At 61.0% G+C, this 15290-nt stretch carries 14 protein-coding genes; 8 read left to right on the top strand and 6 right to left on the bottom strand.

Features of this window, described 5'->3' with window-relative positions; translation table 11 throughout:
• Positions 1-43: 43 nt before the first annotated feature.
• Entirely contained in the window at positions 44-802 is a 759-nt protein-coding gene (gene tpiA / locus GC148_RS11200; protein ID WP_291070841.1) for a triose-phosphate isomerase, read from the bottom strand.
• Positions 803-902: 100 nt separating this feature from the next.
• On the opposite strand from tpiA, the gene GC148_RS11205 reads away from it, so the two are divergent.
• From GC148_RS11205 to gltA, 8 genes are all read left to right on the top strand, one after another.
• Positions 903-2804 carry a peptidylprolyl isomerase gene (locus GC148_RS11205; RefSeq protein WP_291070842.1) on the top strand — a complete coding sequence of 634 codons (1902 nt, stop codon included), beginning with the start codon at positions 903-905 and terminating at the stop codon, positions 2802-2804.
• Entirely contained in the window at positions 2801-4225 is a 1425-nt protein-coding gene (gene trpE, locus GC148_RS11210; protein ID WP_291070843.1) for an anthranilate synthase component I, read from the top strand. Before GC148_RS11205 ends, trpE begins: the two co-directional genes overlap by 4 nt.
• Positions 4222-4794 (top strand): aminodeoxychorismate/anthranilate synthase component II, encoded by a 573-nt coding sequence (locus tag GC148_RS11215; RefSeq protein ID WP_291070844.1) that lies wholly within the window; start codon positions 4222-4224, stop codon positions 4792-4794. Before trpE ends, GC148_RS11215 begins: the two co-directional genes overlap by 4 nt.
• A complete protein-coding gene (gene trpD / locus GC148_RS11220; RefSeq protein WP_291070845.1) occupies positions 4791-5822 on the top strand; it encodes an anthranilate phosphoribosyltransferase in 1032 nt (343 codons plus the stop codon). Before GC148_RS11215 ends, trpD begins: the two co-directional genes overlap by 4 nt.
• Positions 5819-6613, top strand: coding sequence for an indole-3-glycerol phosphate synthase TrpC (trpC, locus tag GC148_RS11225; RefSeq protein ID WP_291070846.1), 795 nt, complete (start codon positions 5819-5821; stop codon positions 6611-6613). The genes trpD and trpC overlap by 4 nt, the downstream gene beginning before the upstream one ends.
• Before the next feature lie 106 nt (positions 6614-6719).
• Positions 6720-7400 carry a transcriptional repressor LexA gene (gene lexA, locus GC148_RS11230; protein WP_291070847.1) on the top strand — a complete coding sequence of 227 codons (681 nt, stop codon included), beginning with the start codon at positions 6720-6722 and terminating at the stop codon, positions 7398-7400.
• A gap of 610 nt (positions 7401-8010) precedes the next feature.
• The gene (gene gltX, locus GC148_RS11235) at positions 8011-9498 is read left to right on the top strand and encodes a glutamate--tRNA ligase (protein ID WP_291070848.1); all 1488 of its coding nucleotides are present in this window, start codon (positions 8011-8013) and stop codon (positions 9496-9498) included.
• A gap of 19 nt (positions 9499-9517) precedes the next feature.
• Positions 9518-10822 carry a citrate synthase gene (gene gltA, locus GC148_RS11240; protein WP_291070849.1) on the top strand — a complete coding sequence of 435 codons (1305 nt, stop codon included), beginning with the start codon at positions 9518-9520 and terminating at the stop codon, positions 10820-10822.
• On the opposite strand, the gene GC148_RS11245 is transcribed toward gltA, so the two are convergent.
• From GC148_RS11245 to GC148_RS11265, 5 genes are read right to left on the bottom strand one after another with little or no spacing between them, the layout of a single operon-like run.
• Positions 10809-11969, bottom strand: a complete 1161-nt coding sequence (locus tag GC148_RS11245; RefSeq protein WP_291070850.1) for a lipid-A-disaccharide synthase — start codon at positions 11967-11969, stop codon at positions 10809-10811. The genes gltA and GC148_RS11245 overlap by 14 nt on opposite strands.
• Entirely contained in the window at positions 11969-12820 is an 852-nt protein-coding gene (gene lpxI, locus GC148_RS11250) for a UDP-2,3-diacylglucosamine diphosphatase LpxI (RefSeq protein ID WP_291070851.1), read from the bottom strand. The genes GC148_RS11245 and lpxI overlap by 1 nt, the downstream gene beginning before the upstream one ends.
• A 4-nt stretch (positions 12821-12824) precedes the next feature.
• Positions 12825-13616: an acyl-ACP--UDP-N-acetylglucosamine O-acyltransferase gene (gene lpxA, locus GC148_RS11255; protein WP_291070852.1), complete on the bottom strand. Its 792-nt coding sequence runs from the start codon at positions 13614-13616 to the stop codon at positions 12825-12827.
• Positions 13617-13655: 39 nt separating this feature from the next.
• The gene (gene lpxD / locus GC148_RS11260) at positions 13656-14672 is read right to left on the bottom strand and encodes a UDP-3-O-(3-hydroxymyristoyl)glucosamine N-acyltransferase (RefSeq protein WP_291070853.1); all 1017 of its coding nucleotides are present in this window, start codon (positions 14670-14672) and stop codon (positions 13656-13658) included.
• Positions 14673-14690: 18 nt separating this feature from the next.
• The gene (locus tag GC148_RS11265) at positions 14691-15278 is read right to left on the bottom strand and encodes an OmpH family outer membrane protein (RefSeq protein ID WP_291070854.1); all 588 of its coding nucleotides are present in this window, start codon (positions 15276-15278) and stop codon (positions 14691-14693) included.
• Positions 15279-15290: the final 12 nt, after the last annotated feature.

A 15290-nucleotide genomic window follows, 5' to 3' on the forward strand; every position in this document is an offset into this window, starting at 1 on the left:
CGCTCGCTTATCCCTGTTAGGGGCTTTCGCCAAGCCGGTCGTCTCACTCTGTCAGAGCGCACGCCGTCATACAGATGGAGAGAAAGTCCGCTGCCTTCAAGCTTGCGCCGCCGATGAGGCCGCCGTCCACATTGGAAATGGGCAGGATTTCGGCTGCATTTCCGGGGTTCAGGCTGCCGCCATAGAGGATCCGGACGGCATCGCCGGCTTGCCCGTAGCGGCCCATGAGGAACCGGCGGACAAAATCGTGAACTTCGGCAATCTGGTCCGGCGTGGCGACCTTTCCGGTCCCGATCGCCCACAGCGGCTCATAGGCCAGAACAAAGGCCGCAGCGTCCGTCAGGCCGCTGAGAGACCCGCCAAGCTGCTTTTCGATGACCTTCAGGGTCTCGCCCGAGGTCCGCTCATCGAGCGTTTCGCCGATACAGATGATGGGTGTCAGCCCAGAATTGATTGCGCTGAGCGCCTGGGCTGCGACAATTTCGTCGGTCTCACCGTGCAAGGTTCGCCGCTCGGAGTGGCCCACGATGACGTGGGTTGCCCCTGCTTCCTGTAGCATTTGAGCCGAAATATCGCCCGTATAAGCCCCTTTGACCTGCAAATGGCACGTCTGGCCACCGATTTTCAACGCTGAACCTTCTGCGGCAACAGCCGCCTGGGCCAGCAGCGTTGCCGGCACACACAGAAGCACGTCCGGCGCAGTTGCCGTTTTGTTGATGGCGGCGGCGACATCACGCACCGTTTGGAGGTCGGCGCGAAGGCCGTTCATCTTCCAGTTTCCCGCGATAAGCTTCCGGTTCATGCCGCGTTCCCTGTCTTGCAAGTGACCGGATGGTCGCCTAGCAAGCTGTGAGCCAACCGGCAAACCCTATCCAAAAGAGCCGCTGACCATGATTGCCTTTATGAAACGATTGACCAATTCGGTCTTCGGCAAAATCGTGCTTATGGTTGTCATCGTTGGCATGGCCTTTTTCGGCGTCGATCAGGTGTTCAACGTCATCCGTGGCGGTCTGGGCTCCAACATCGCGCAGGCTGGTACGCGCGGTTTCGATTTTGCCGATCTGGATCGCCGGGTCGAGACCGTGCTTCGAAACATGAACCAGACGTCCGAACAGCCGGTCACGAAGACCGAAGCGCTGACGAACGGGCTGATTGACCAAATCTACGCGTCGGAATCGGCCCGCATTACAGTGCTCGGCTATGGCGCCAGCCTTGGCGTGTCACCCAGCACCGAAGCCGTTCTGCAACAGACCAAGTCGATCGAGGCTTTTCAAAACCCGCTGACCGGTGAGCTGGATCCCACGCTCCTGCGCCAGCGCCTGCAGCAACTCGGCTACACGTTGCACGAGTTCGAGGAACAGATCAGCGACGACCTGACAATCCAGACCATGCAATCGGCGGCGACCGCAGCGGTGTCAGCCCCCAAGGTGCTGAGCGACTTGCAGATTCTGTACTTCGGCGAATCCCGCAACGTTTCATGGTTTTTCTTCGATGCGCTCAAAGGCGCGCCGGACAACACGCCGACGACTGAAGAAGTCCGGGCATATTATGACACCCATCTGGATGACCTGAAGCAGCCTGAGCGCCGCGGGATAGACCTGCTCCTCATGTCGGCAGAGGACTTCATCGGCGAAGTCGTTGTAACCGATCAGGAAGTTGCAACGATCTACGAAGCAACAAAATCAGAACGTTTCTCAGATCCGGACCAGCGCACATATGCGGAACTGGCATTCGATAACCGCGATGCGGCCCGAGCAGCGTTTGGCGTACTTGCCGGCGGCGGAGATCCGACTGCCGTCACGGGGGCGGTTTCAAACACACTTAAAACAAGCCGCGCCGCTGAAGTCTCTGACGAAGCGCTCCGCGATGCGATGTTCGGAGCCGGCAAGCAGAGCGGCGCCATGTTCGGCCCACGCGAAGTCAACGGCCAGTGGGTCGTCGCCCGTCTGATTTCGGTTCAGCCTGGCGCCGTGAAACCGCTCGAAGAAGTTTCAGATATCATTCACGACGAATTGGCCCGTGAGCGCGCGCAACTCCTTTTCTCCGAGAAGATGGAAGCGCTCGATCAAGCCCTGGCAGCAGGTTACGACCTCGGCCAGATCGCCAGCGAACTGAAGGTTCCGGTGATGAGTTTCGCCGAAGTCGATGCCACCGGCATGACCAAGACCGGTCGGCAGTTCGGCATGCTCAACGAAGCCAAGGACGCGCTCGCACAAGCCTTCAGACTGAAGGCTGGCGAATTGACGAGCCGGTTCGATACGCCGACGGCCATCTTCGTTGCGGCGACCCGCAACATCGTGCCCGCTTCGACCCCGGCGTTCGAGGAAATTGAGACAGGTGTCCGCGCGCTGCTGCTTTCCGAACGCAAAAGCTCTGCCGCCCAAGCGGCGGTCACCGATCTGATCGACCGCATTTCTGCCGGCACCGAGAGTTTCGACGCGGCAGCCGCCAAGGCCGACACCAATGTCGAGACCCTTCCGCAGCCGGTCACGCGCTCGAACGCAAGCCAGGCTGGCATTCCGGGTCCGATCCTGCAGGCGATGTTCAGCACGCAGCTCGGCAAGGTCGTGAACCTGCCCACGGGCACCACCGGGTTGTACGTGATCCTGAAGGTCGACAGCATCGAGCCGCCAAGCGAATCCGCGATGGCAGGAATCGGCGCCGAACTTTCAGCAGCGATGTCGAACACGCTCGGTCAAGACCTCGTGCAGGCCTTGCAGGGCGAGATCGCCACAGCGATGAAGCTGCGCACCAACCAGGCGGCACTTGCGGCTTACAAACGGTCGATTTCGGAGATACAATGACCGCGCGTCTGATCGTCCGGCGCCGGATTGGAGACATCGAAACACCCGTCGGCGCGATGCTCAAACTCGGCGCAGAATTGCCCGGAAGTTTCCTGTTCGAGTCCATTGCAGGCGGCGAGCGGCTAGGCCGCTATTCCTTCATCGGCATCGAGCCGGGACGGTGGTTCCGCATCAAGAACGGTATCGCAGAGACCAGCGCGTCGGCGGACTTCGCGGACGCCAAGCCTGAGCCTGGCACTCCTATCGAAGCCCTCCGCCAGTTTGTGAATGCCGCGCGCGCCGAAGCCCCCGACGGCATGCCGCCGATGGCATCCGGCGCGTTCGGCTATATCGGCTATGACATGATCCAGTATGTTGAACCGGTCGTCATCACCAAACCAGATGTGTTGGGCGTGCCGGAGACGATACTGATCGTCCCGCGCGTGGTCGTGATTTTCGATCATCTGTATCAGGAACTCCTGATCGTCGGCCGTCAGGAAAACGACGACCTTGAGCAGGTCGATCGATTGCTGGACGAGGTGGAGACACGTCTGGAGCGCCTTGCCTCGATACCGCCAAAGGACAGCGCGGCGGAACCAGTGGAATTAACGTCGGACACCAGCAAGCAGCGCTATTTCGAGATCGTTGAACATTGCCGGGATTACATCAAGGCGGGCGACATATTCCAGGTTGTTCCCAGCCAACGCTTCTCGACGCCATTCAAACGCAAGCCGATCAGCTTCTATCGCGCCCTGCGCCGGCTCAATCCGTCGGCCTTCATGTTCCATATGAATCTCGGCGAAGTCTGTCTCGTCGGCTCCAGCCCCGAAATTCTTGTGCGCGTGCGCGACGGCCGCGTCGCCATCCGGCCGATTGCCGGCACACGGCCGCGCAGCGGCGATGTCGAAGAAGACGCGCGTCGGGCCGAAGACCTGCTCGGCGACCCTAAGGAACGCGCTGAACACCTGATGCTGCTGGACCTCGGCCGCAACGATGTTGGACGCGTTGCCGCCTATGGCAGCGTAACCGTCACGGAGAGCTTTGTCGTGGAGCGCTATAGCCACGTCATGCATATCGTCAGCCATGTGGAGGGCGATCTGCGCGAAGGCCTGGATGCCGTCGATGCGCTGCTCGCCGGGTTCCCGGCAGGTACAGTTTCCGGCGCGCCGAAGATCCGTGCTATGCAGATCATCAATGAGATGGAAACCTCGCGCCGCGGCATCTATGGCGGCGCAGTCGGCTATTTCGGCTGGAATGGCGATCTCGACACCTGCATCGCGCTGCGCACAGCCGTGATCAAGGATGGACAGCTGCACATCCAGGCCGGTGGCGGCGTGGTGCTCGATTCCGTTCCGCAGTACGAATATGACGAGACAGTCCACAAGTCGGGTGCATTGCGCCGCGCGGCTGAGCTGTCGGCGGCTTATGAGTTCGACCAATGATCCTCGTCGTGGACAACTATGACAGCTTCACCTGGAACCTCGTGCACTATCTCGAGGAACTTGGAAGCCGCACGCATGTCATCCGCAATGACGAGTTGACCGTCGCCGAAGCACTAGCACTTAAGCCGGACGCCATTCTTCTTTCGCCGGGGCCTTGCACGCCGAACGAAGCTGGAATCTGCCTCGATTTGATCCGCGGCGCGCCGGACGACATGCCTATTCTTGGCGTTTGCCTTGGCCATCAGGCCATTGGCCAGGCGTTCGGCGGCGAAGTCGTGGGCGCCCGCGAGATCCGGCATGGAAAACTTTCGCGGATCCGCCACGAAGGCGGCGTTCTGTTTCAAGGATTGCCATCGGAGTACGGCGTTGTCCGCTATCACTCCCTCGCCGTTCAAGCTTCGTCGCTGCCGGTTGACCTTATGGCCGATGCGTACACGGAGGATGGAGAGATCATGGCGTTGCACCATCGCTCGCGCCCCATTTTTGGCGTTCAATTTCATCCGGAGAGCATCCTGACCGAGCACGGCCACGCCCTGCTCAAGAACTTCCTGTCGCAGATACCGAAATGACAGAAGGACCACTTTCAACCACACTGAAGGCCATTGCCAGGGGCGAGCCGCTGCAGGACGAACTGCTTGAGCAGGCTTTCGATGCCTTGTTAACCGGCGAAGCCGCGCCCGAAGAAACGGGCGCCTTTCTGATGGGCCTCGCTGTGCGGGGAGAGACGTCTAGCGAGCTCGTCGCAGGGGCCCGCATCATGCGCCGCCACGCCCGCCGAGTGAGCATCGAAGGTCCTTTGCTCGATACGTGCGGAACCGGCGGTCTGCCCTGGAAGAGCCTCAACACATCGACCGCTAGCGCACTGGTGATCGCAGCGGCTGGCGGACGTGTCGCCAAGCACGGCAACCGCTCCGTTCCGCCCAAGTCAGGATCGGCTGATGTTCTAGAAGCTCTGGGGGTCAACCTGGAAATCGACGAACGCACTCTGCAGGATTGCCTTACGCGCGCGGGGGTCGGTTTCATGTTTGCGCGTACCCACCACAGCGCAATGCGCCATGTTGCGCCGATCCGCACGAAGCTCGGTATCCGGACGATCTTCAACCTGCTCGGCCCTCTGACCAACCCTGCAGGCGCGCAGCATCAGGTGTTGGGCGTTTTTTCCCCGCACTGGGTGCGCCCGATGGCTGAAGCGCTGCATGCATTGGGAACAGCGAAGTCCTGGGTCGTGCACGGGATTGACGGCATCGACGAAATCTCGATTTCGGGCACCACGAGGATCTGCGAGGTGACACCGGCGGGACTTCATGAGTTCGTGATCGAACCCGGCGAAGCCGGCTTGCCCAGCCATCCGCTCTCGATGATCGAAGGCGTCGATGTGCAAGGCAATGCGCAAGCCATCCTCGACCTGTTTGACGGCCATCAAGGGCCCTTCCGGGACATGGTGCTGCTCAACGCAGCAGCTGGCCTGCATGTGCTGGGCCGCGCAGAAGACCTCAAGCAAGGCGCCGTGATGGCAGCTGCTGCCATCGACTCCGGCAAGGCCCGAGCGACCCTGCAAACACTCCGGGACGCCTCGAACGAGGTGCCCGCGAAATGACGACCGCTCTCGACCGCATCCTGGCCTACAAGTCAGACGAAGTCCGCGCGCTCAAGGCGCAGCGTTCGGTGTCAGACCTTCTGGCGGACGCCAAGGCGCAAGCTTCAACGCGCGGGTTCTGTGCCGGGCTCGATGCGGTGGCCGCCTCCGGCGAAAACGCTCTGATCTGTGAAATCAAGCGCAAGTCACCCAGCGCAGGCGACATTCTTCCGGGTGCGGTCGCCAGCGAAATCGCGCGCGATTACGAGAAAGGCGGTGCAGCCTGCCTTTCGGTTTTGACCGACGGGCCCAGTTTCGGTGGTTCGCTGTCAGACTTCGAAGACATACGAAATTCTGTCCAGCTACCGATGCTGCGCAAGGACTTCATGATTGATCCTTATCAGATCATCGAGTCGCGTGCGCATGGGGCCGACTGCATCCTGATCATCCTCAGCGCCGTCGATGACGCTTGCGCGCGCGATCTGGGGCAGACCGCAACGGACCTCGGTATGGATGTCCTCGTCGAAACGCACGACGAACCGGAAATCGAGCGTGCGTTGCGCCTATCCTTCCCGCTTATCGGCGTGAACAATCGCGACCTGAAGCGAATGGTAACCGACCTCGGCACAAGCGAGCGGCTTTCGCCTCTGGTACCGGGTGACCGGCAGATCGTTTCCGAAAGCGGAATTTCCGATCCTGAGCACATCATCCGGCTGCGCTCATTCGGTCTTCGCCGGTTCCTGATCGGCGAAAGTCTGATGAAACGTCCGGACCGAACGGCGTTCACGGAGGCTCTTCGGACGGCCAATTAGGCTGGAATCGGACGGAAATGGCTCTCCGGCACCCGCAAACGGTTGACCCGAAACGAGAACACACATAGAACACAAGTGAACATAGAATCACTGGGAAGGCCCCGCCATGCTCACAAGTAAGCAGAAAGAACTGCTTCTCTTCATCAACGACAGGATCCTGGAAACAGGGGTGTCGCCCTCTTTTGATGAAATGAAGGAAGCGCTCGACCTCGCTTCGAAGTCTGGGATCCACCGCCTGATCACTGCACTTGAGGAGCGCGGCTTCATCCGCCGGCTCGCGAACCGGGCCCGGGCACTCGAAGTGCTGAAACTGCCCGACTCCGCTGCGCCGCTTCCGGCAGCACGCCAGAGACGGGATTTCAAGCCAGCCCTGGTCGCAAACCAGGTCACCGAAAGCTACAGACCCGGCATGATCCCGCTCGTTGGTCGCATTGCTGCGGGCTCACCGATTTCCGCTATCCAGCAGGACAACGGCCACGTGCCGGCGCCGACCGAAGTGTCGGATGGCGACGACTATTTTGCGCTGGAAGTCCAGGGCGACTCGATGATCCAGGCCGGCATCCTGAATGGTGACATAGTGGTCCTGAAACGCACAAACAGCGCCCAGACCGGCGATATTGTTGTGGCGCTTATCGACGGCGAAGAAGCGACGTTGAAGCGTCTGCGGCGCAAAGGAGCCTCTGTGGCGCTTGAGGCAGCTAACCCAGCCTATGAGACCCGGATTTTCGGACCCGATCGGGTTGAGGTTCAGGGTCGCCTTGTGTCGCTGGTGCGCAAGTACGACTGAGACGAACCGGCATTGCGGGGCTCGGCGGTGGGCGTGAAACGGACCAGCAACGGACAAACTTCCCGGGCGCGAGTTCAAATCGTCTGGTATTCGTAATCCGGACGAATTGCGGCCAGGACCCGGTCGCACGGCCTGCTGTAGAGTGGGCCCGCAAAAGCAGGCGTGCGCCGCGATTGCCAGGCTCGGTCTTCTGGACCCAATCCTCCAGCATGACCGGTCCGGCTTCTAAGGCGATCACAGGCGCACTGACAAGGCGCATACGAAGACGCGCGGCTGCTAAGCCGAGCGAGATGCCGAACGTGCCCCGAACGAGCGTACTGGCAATGTCGGACGTCCAACATCGCAGAGCGCCACCCTCAAAACAAGCAATGCGGCCGAAGCCCCCGCAATCAGCAGGAAATCCGGTTCGTATGACAGCGAACATAGAGCGCTGCGCCGCCGCAGATTGCGAACGCCGAGGCAAGCGCGCGCCCTTCGATCCCCATGAGAGCATCCAAGACCCTGAGCAACCCGGATCGCGCGCCCCCTCCCCCTTGCACTTGCGGTCACCTTCGTGTTTCTGCACCCCGTCGGCGGCGCTTGCGTTGCCTTTTCGGAGAGTGCCCTGATCATGCGCGTTGTGACGCGGTTCGCCCCCTCCCCTACGGGGATGCTTCATATTGGAGGGGCACGCACCGCACTTTTCAACTACCTGTTCGCGAAAAGATTCGCGGGGCGGTTCCTGTTGAGAATCGAAGACACCGACCGTGAGCGGTCCACGCCCGAAGCGACCGCCGCTATTCTGGATGCGATGAACTGGCTCGGACTGGATGCCGACGAACCGCCGGTGATGCAGTCTGCGCAAGTTGATCGTCATGCGGCCGTGGCCTGCGATATGGTTGAGCGCGGAACGGCCTTCCGTTGTTATGTGAGCGCTGAAGAACTGCAGGCCCGGCGCGACCTGGGCGAAGAAAAGCGTCTCGCCGCGCGCGCTGAGGGACTTGGTGACGCCGAGCGGGCTTCGCTGCTCGAAGAAGCCGGCGCCTTGCTGGCACCGTTTCGCTCGCCTTGGCGCGATGGTGGCTCGCCGCCTTCGGCCGACGCGCCCTACGTTGTGCGTTTGCGGGCACCCGATGGCGACGACCAGATTGTCGAGGACGGCGTCCAGGGAACGGTGAAGGTTCACGCCAGCGAAATCGACGACCTCATTCTGCTGCGCACCGATGGTACACCGACCTACATGCTGGCCGTCGTGGTGGATGACCATGACATGGGCGTCACGCATGTGATCCGCGGCGACGATCACCTGCGCAATACATTCCGTCAGATCCCGATCTATCGGGCGATGGGATGGGATGTGCCGGAGTTTGCGCATTTGCCCATGATCCATGGCAATGACGGCGCAAAGCTCTCGAAGCGCCATGGCGCGCTGTCCACAACGGTCTATCGCGACCTTGGCTATCTGCCGGAAGGCCTGAAGGCTTATCTTCTGCGCCTTGGCTGGAGCCATGGTGATCAGGAGATCTTTACCGAGGAAGAGGCGATCCAGCTCTTTGACCTCGGAGGAATCAACAAGGCACCGGCCCGCCTGGATCTCGAAAAGCTCGGCACAGTGAATGCCCACTTCATTCGCTTGGCCGATGATGAGCGGCTGTTCGGCCTGCTGCAGCCTTTCCTAGAAGCAGATGGCAAGTTGGACGCCGAGACCCAGGAACGAATCCGGCGCGCATTGCCCTTCATGAAGGATCGTGGTTCGACTCTCGTTGAGCTGGCGGCTGCATTCGGGTTCCTGCGAGCTGCTCGCCCCCTTGAGCTCGCCAAAAACGCTCGAAAAGCCCTGTCCGAAGACGGGATTGCCCGTCTGGAGGGATTTTTGCCTGAATTGCGCAAGCTTACAGAGTGGTCCACCGCTAGCATTTCTGAAACGATCGCGACATATTGCGCTGCAACAGGCCTATCTATGGGGCAGATAGGCCCTCCCTTGCGGGCGGCATTGACGGGCGGTTTACCCGCTCCCGATCTGGCGCCGGTAATGGACTGGCTCGGGCGCGACGAAACGCTGGGCCGGATCGGGGATCAGATACAAACACGCGCCGGCTCCGGCGCGACGGGCAATTGAACGAACAGGAAGAGAGCTGATGGAAAACAAGGTAAAGAACGCGGGAACGGCGAAGCTTGAAGTGGCTGGGAAGTCTGTAGACTTACCAGTTTATTCCGGCACACACGGCCCGAACGTCATCGATATCCGAAAGCTCTACGCCGAAACGGACCATTTCACGCTCGATCCGGGCTTTACCTCCACCGGCAGCTGCGAAAGCCAGATCACCTTTATCGATGGCGACGAAGGCATTCTGTTGCACCGCGGATATCCGATCGAGCAACTCGCTGAGAAGTCCAACTACCTCGAGCTCTGCTACCTGCTTCTCAATGGCGAACTGCCGAACCAGGCTCAGGCCGACACCTTCTCGAAGGAAGTGCGCCAGCACACCCTGCTTCACACCCAGCAGGACAAGTTCTTCGAAGGCTTCCGCCGTGACAGCCACCCGATGGCGATGCTGACCGGCGCTGTGGGCGGCATGGCGGCTTTCTACCCCGGTGCCATGGGCAATGAAGACCCCGAAGAGCGCCGCATCAGCTCGATCCGGCTTATCGCGAAAATGCCGACGATTGCGGCCCGCTGCATGAAGTACAATCTCGGCCAGCGGTTCGTGGATCCGCTGAACAAGCTTTCCTACTCGGAGAACTTCCTCAACATGTGTTTCTCGGTCACCGCCGAGGAGTACGAAATCAGCCCGATCCTTTCCCGCGCAATGGACCGGTTCTTCATGCTCCACGCGGACCACGAACAGAACGCATCAACATCGACTGTGCGCCTCGTCGCTTCGTCCGGCGCACACCCGTTTGCCGCCATCGCCGCCGGCGTGGCAAGCCTCTGGGGACCGAGCCATGGCGGCGCCAACGAAGCCGCGCTTCGCCAGCTCCGTGAGATCGGCTCTCTCGATAAGGTGCCCGAGTTCGTCAAGATGGCGAAAGACAAGTCCAGCGGCATCCGCCTGATGGGCTTCGGACACCGCGTCTACAAGAACTACGATCCACGCGCCAAGGTCATGCAGAAAACCTGCTACGAAGTGCTCGACGCGCTCGACCTGCACGACTCGCCGCTGCTGAAGACTGCCATGGAGCTTGAGCGTATCGCGCTTCAGGATGACTACTTCATCGAGAAGAAGCTCTATCCGAACGTCGATTTCTATTCGGGCATCATTCTCGAAGCGATGGGCTTCCCGACCAAGATGTTCACGGTGCTGTTCGCGGTCGCCCGCACGGTGGGTTGGGTTTCACAGCTCAACGAGATGCTTGAGGACCCGACGCAAAAGATCGGTCGTCCGCGCCAGATCTACACCGGCGCCGCGAAGCGCGACTACTCGCCGATCACGAGCCGCTAAGGCCGCCCAATTCTTCGATGATGGCGTCTGCCGCGATTTCTGCGGCGGGCGCTCCGTTGCGGACCAGCGCACGCAAGGCCGCTTGCTGCCGGGCTTTCTGCGCGGCCAATTCAGCCGGGTGATTGATCCAGGTCATCGCTTTGTCGGCGATCAGACGAGCGTCCAGACGCGTCTGGACAAACTCCGGCACGATTTCCGTGTCGTCGTTGAGAATGTTGAGCAAGGTGATGTGCGTCTTCTTGTAAAGCAGGCCGCGCGCTAGCGCCCAGGTGATCCAGCCCGTCTTGTAGCCGACAACCATCGGCGTGCCCTGCATCGCCACCTCACTCGTAACCGTGCCCGAGCAAGCCAAGGCAAGGGTGGAAGCCGCCATGGCGTCATAGCGCTCGGCCGGATTAGTATTCACGTTGGACCAGTCGCCAGCGTCAGGAAAACGTGCGCGAAATTCCAGTTGGATGGATGAGGCCGGCTGAACAACAATGCGCACGTCCGGGCGCCGCGACTTGATCGCCCGGGCCGCTTCCATCAATACGGGCGCCACGCTGGCCACTTCGCTTCTTCGGCTACCCGGGAGCACCAACACAACCGGCGCTGCGTCTCCTATCCCATGCGCCGCGCGGAAGCTTGCGCCGTCGCCCTTCTCGCCCCGCGCAAGGGCCGGATTGCCGATCACAGTCACCTTGAGCCCGAAAGGGTCGTAAAACGGCACCTCAATGTCATGCATACACAGCAGGTGGTCCACGGTTGCAGCAAGCGTTTTGGCCCGGCCAGGCCGCGTGGCCCAGACCTGCGGCCCGATCAGCTTGATAAGCCGGATAGAAGGATCACGCGCACGCACGCGCTGGGCAACCCGCAGCATGAAGCCCCATGAGTCCACAAGCACCACGACGCTCGGTTTCTTCGTGCAGATGTCATCGGCAGCCACGTCTGCGAGTTCGACGACGTTGCTGTAGGCCCTGATGCCTTCGATAAATCCGAGCACGGACAATGGCGCAATATCGATCGGAGACTGTATTCCGAGCGATGCAAGCTCAGCGCCACCAATTCCGTCGAGCGCTGTTCCGGGTGCCTTTTTGAGAACGGCCTCAGCAACCTCCCGGGCCAGAAGGTCTCCGGATGCTTCGGCGGCTACGAAGTAGATCGACATCAGACGGCCGAGCCCAATTCCGGAGCAAATCCGTACAGGAACAGTCCAAGTGACTCGGCTGCCTCGATCATCGCGGGCCGATTCAACATCAACGCGCCGCCAGCTTCGATCCCGATCCCAGCCAATCCGGCCGCGGCGGCGAGTTCAACCGTCGAAACGCCCGTCGTCGGAAGATCGATGCGGCGCTCCTGTAACGGCTTCGGCCGCTTGACCAGCACACCGCGCCGGGCGCCTTCGCGCCCCCGGATTGCCTCAGGCAGGTTGGCGCACCGCCGCAGCATTTCATCGGTGCCTTCCTGGGCTTCGACAGCCAGAACGAGTCCATCGCAAACCACGCAGGCCTGCCCGATATCAAGCGCCCCGCTGGCCGTTGCAACGCGCGCCGCGATCTCCAGGTCTGCGAGCGAAGCCTCCGACGGTGGAGCGCCGGCAATCAGACCCGCAGGCGCCAAAAGGCTCGCATGAGCTTTTTCGCTTCCGATGACCTTGAAGCCATTCTTCTCGAACTCGTTGACCAGCACACGCAGGAGCGCGTCATCGCCCTTGCGGGCTTCGCTAAGCACCTTGGGCAGCAGAGCCGCGCCCTTGAAATCAAGCTTGAGATCCGAAAAGTTCGGACGTTTCACGATGCCGGCAAACACAACGTCCCGGCACCCGGCTGCACGCAAGCGGGTGATCACGGCGCCAATTTCGCCGAGGCCGACCACACTACCTGGATAGGATGCCAGTCGCGGCTCTTCAAAGCCTTTGAGCCTGAGAACGTGGATACCCTGTCCGGTTGCTACGGCATTTTCAGCGATGGCTACTGGCAAGTCGCCCAAGCCCGCGATCAAGCCTAAGGGTTCCGGCATCGGCTCAGCCCGGCTTGCAGATGGGGCGGTCGCCGCCCTCGCGAATGAAGTTGATCAACTCCATGGCCAGCGGCTTGTCCGCAAACGTCTCTGCCGCAGTGTCGAGCCGTTGCTTGAACAGGCCGCCACCTTCAAACACCGCTTTGTAAGCCGCGCGGATTTCATGCAGGTCCGCCTTGGTAAATCCGCGCCGCTTCAAGCCGACCGTGTTTAGCCCGGCCAACTTGGCATGGTTGCCGACCACCGAGCCAAACGGAATGACGTCTTCTACGACGATGGCGCCGCCACCGATGAAAGCGTTGCGGCCAATTCGGCTGAACTGGTGAACTGCCGACAGACCGCCGAACCAGACGTTGTCGCCGACCTCAATATGACCAGCGAGCGAAACGTTGTTGGCCATCACGATGTTGTTGCCGAGGCGGCAGTCGTGCGCCACGTGCGCGCCGATCATGATGTAGCAATTTGTGCCCATCACCGTGAGACCGCCGGTTTTGGGAAGTCCGGTGTGTGCGGTCGCATACTCCCGGAACACGCATCCGTCGCCAACTTCGAGCCGCGACTCCGGATGCTCGGTCATCCCGATCACCTGGGGCAGGCCGCCCAAGGCGGCGTTGGGATGCAGCACGCAGTTCTTTCCGACGCGCGTGTTACCGATGACGCTGGCGTGCGAGATCAGACGCGTGCCCGCGCCCAGTTCGACATTCGGACCGACATGGCAGAACGGGCCAATGCTTACGCCGTCATGAAGTTGAGCGCCGGATTCGACGACTGCAGAAGGATGGACGGTCACTGTCATGGCGCTTCGTTACCAGTGGATCAGCGGCAGCGCCACTGTTCAATCTTTCTTCTTCGGACGGGTCTGCTTGCTGAGCCAGGCCACTTCACGCATCCATTCGCGGATCGGCTTGGCGGGCGTGCCACCCCATGTTTCGCCGGCTGCGACATCCCGGAAAAGGCCGGACGATCCGGCCAGACTGACGCCCTCACCGACCTTGACGTGATCCGCAATGCCGACCCGGCCACCCAGCATCGAGCCATCGCCGACCTTGACCGATCCCGATATACCGCCAAAGGCGGCCACAATCACGGACCGGCCGAGCACTACATTGTGCGCGATCTGGCAGAGATTATCGATCTTCGTACGTTCACCGACGATGGTGTCCGCGAATACGCCGCGATCGATGCAGGTGTTCGCGCCTACCGTCACGTGATCCTGCAAGATCACCCGGCCGAAATGCGGGGCATCCTCAAGGCCGACTGGACCGGGGATGACACCGAATCCGGTTTCTCCGATCCGGGCCCCGGCAAGTAACGTGACGAAATCCCCGACCAGGGCGCAGTTCAGGCTTGCGCCAGCGCCGATATGGCAATGACGCCCGATCTGAACGCCTGGCCCGATTACAGCGTTGGGACCAATGACGGTACCCTCGCCGACGGCAGCCCCTGCCCCGATCACGGCGCCTGGCCCGACAATCGCTTCCGGATGGACCCGCGCGCTTGCGGATATGGCTTGCGTGTCGGCTGGCCCGAGATACCGCGGCCGCAGCAATGCCCTCGCAATCTGACTGTGCGCGTGTCTCGGTCGCTTTGCGATCAGGCAAGACACGCCGGCAGGCATCTGTGGACGCACAGCCTCGCGCACGACAGCCATCTGCAAGTGAGGACTCAGTGTGAGTTGCGCGATGCTGTCGCCTTCGACAAAGGCGAGTTCACCTGCGCCAGCAGTATCAGCAGATGCGACGCCCGAGATTTCGAGCGAAGCATCGCCTTCAAGTGGTGCAGCGGTGAGTGCCGCAGCCGATTCCAGCGTCAAAGCCCCCAATGGCGCGTAAAATCGGCTGTCGACTGCCACCGCTCCAGATCCTGCGACTTACTTCTGCGGAGCCGGTGCGCGTTGACGCACGACGTTGATCGCCGCCGTCTTGGAGTCGAGCTTGCTCACAACATCCGCGCTGACATCAACCGAATCCGCAGAAAATACAGCCTGGCTTTTCGACAGCACGACCTGCGCGCCCTTCGCCTTGATCACGTCGAGCAGGGCCGGCTCCAGAGCCGCGTTGAATTCCGAAAAGGCTTTCTGTTCGGTTGCCGCATATTCCTGGGAGACGGTATTGCGCTTCTGGGCAAAGTCGTTGGACTTCTTCTGGAAGTCTTCGATCTGCTTCACCAGCGCAGTGTCGGCGACAACGGCATCCCGCGTCTTGCCTTGCAGCTTGCCGGCCAGTGCCTGGCGCTCTGTTTCAAGGGAATCGCGCGTCGGCTTCAGCTCGGCGTTGATCTGGTTTTCGATATTCTTCAGTTTGGTGAGCATGTCTTTGCCCGCCTTGCTATCGCCAAGGATGCGGCCTTCATCGATGACGACGACCACCGAACCTTGCGCCATTGCCACAGGGGCAGCGACGAAGAACGATGCCAACGCCAGCGTGAACGCGGCGAGAATGGATTTCATGAGTTTCATTGGAGTTTCCTC

It is taken from the genome of Hyphomonas sp., from assembly GCF_016125515.1.
Taxonomy (GTDB): Bacteria; Pseudomonadota; Alphaproteobacteria; order Caulobacterales; family Hyphomonadaceae; genus Hyphomonas.

Coding starts and splice junctions, on each gene's coding strand:
- lexA (WP_291070847.1), top strand. CDS start 6,720: ATGCTCACAAGTAAGCAGAAAGAACTGCTTCTCTTCATCAACGACAGG.
- GC148_RS11215 (WP_291070844.1), top strand. CDS start 4,222: ATGATCCTCGTCGTGGACAACTATGACAGCTTCACCTGGAACCTCGTG.
- GC148_RS11205 (WP_291070842.1), top strand. CDS start 903: ATGAAACGATTGACCAATTCGGTCTTCGGCAAAATCGTGCTTATGGTT.
- gltA (WP_291070849.1), top strand. CDS start 9,518: ATGGAAAACAAGGTAAAGAACGCGGGAACGGCGAAGCTTGAAGTGGCT.
- tpiA (WP_291070841.1), bottom strand. CDS start 802: ATGAACCGGAAGCTTATCGCGGGAAACTGGAAGATGAACGGCCTTCGC.
- lpxA (WP_291070852.1), bottom strand. CDS start 13,616: ATGACAGTGACCGTCCATCCTTCTGCAGTCGTCGAATCCGGCGCTCAA.
- GC148_RS11245 (WP_291070850.1), bottom strand. CDS start 11,969: ATGTCGATCTACTTCGTAGCCGCCGAAGCATCCGGAGACCTTCTGGCC.
- trpC (WP_291070846.1), top strand. CDS start 5,819: ATGACGACCGCTCTCGACCGCATCCTGGCCTACAAGTCAGACGAAGTC.
- lpxI (WP_291070851.1), bottom strand. CDS start 12,820: ATGCCGGAACCCTTAGGCTTGATCGCGGGCTTGGGCGACTTGCCAGTA.
- gltX (WP_291070848.1), top strand. CDS start 8,011: ATGCGCGTTGTGACGCGGTTCGCCCCCTCCCCTACGGGGATGCTTCAT.
- GC148_RS11265 (WP_291070854.1), bottom strand. CDS start 15,278: ATGAAACTCATGAAATCCATTCTCGCCGCGTTCACGCTGGCGTTGGCA.
- trpD (WP_291070845.1), top strand. CDS start 4,791: ATGACAGAAGGACCACTTTCAACCACACTGAAGGCCATTGCCAGGGGC.
- trpE (WP_291070843.1), top strand. CDS start 2,801: ATGACCGCGCGTCTGATCGTCCGGCGCCGGATTGGAGACATCGAAACA.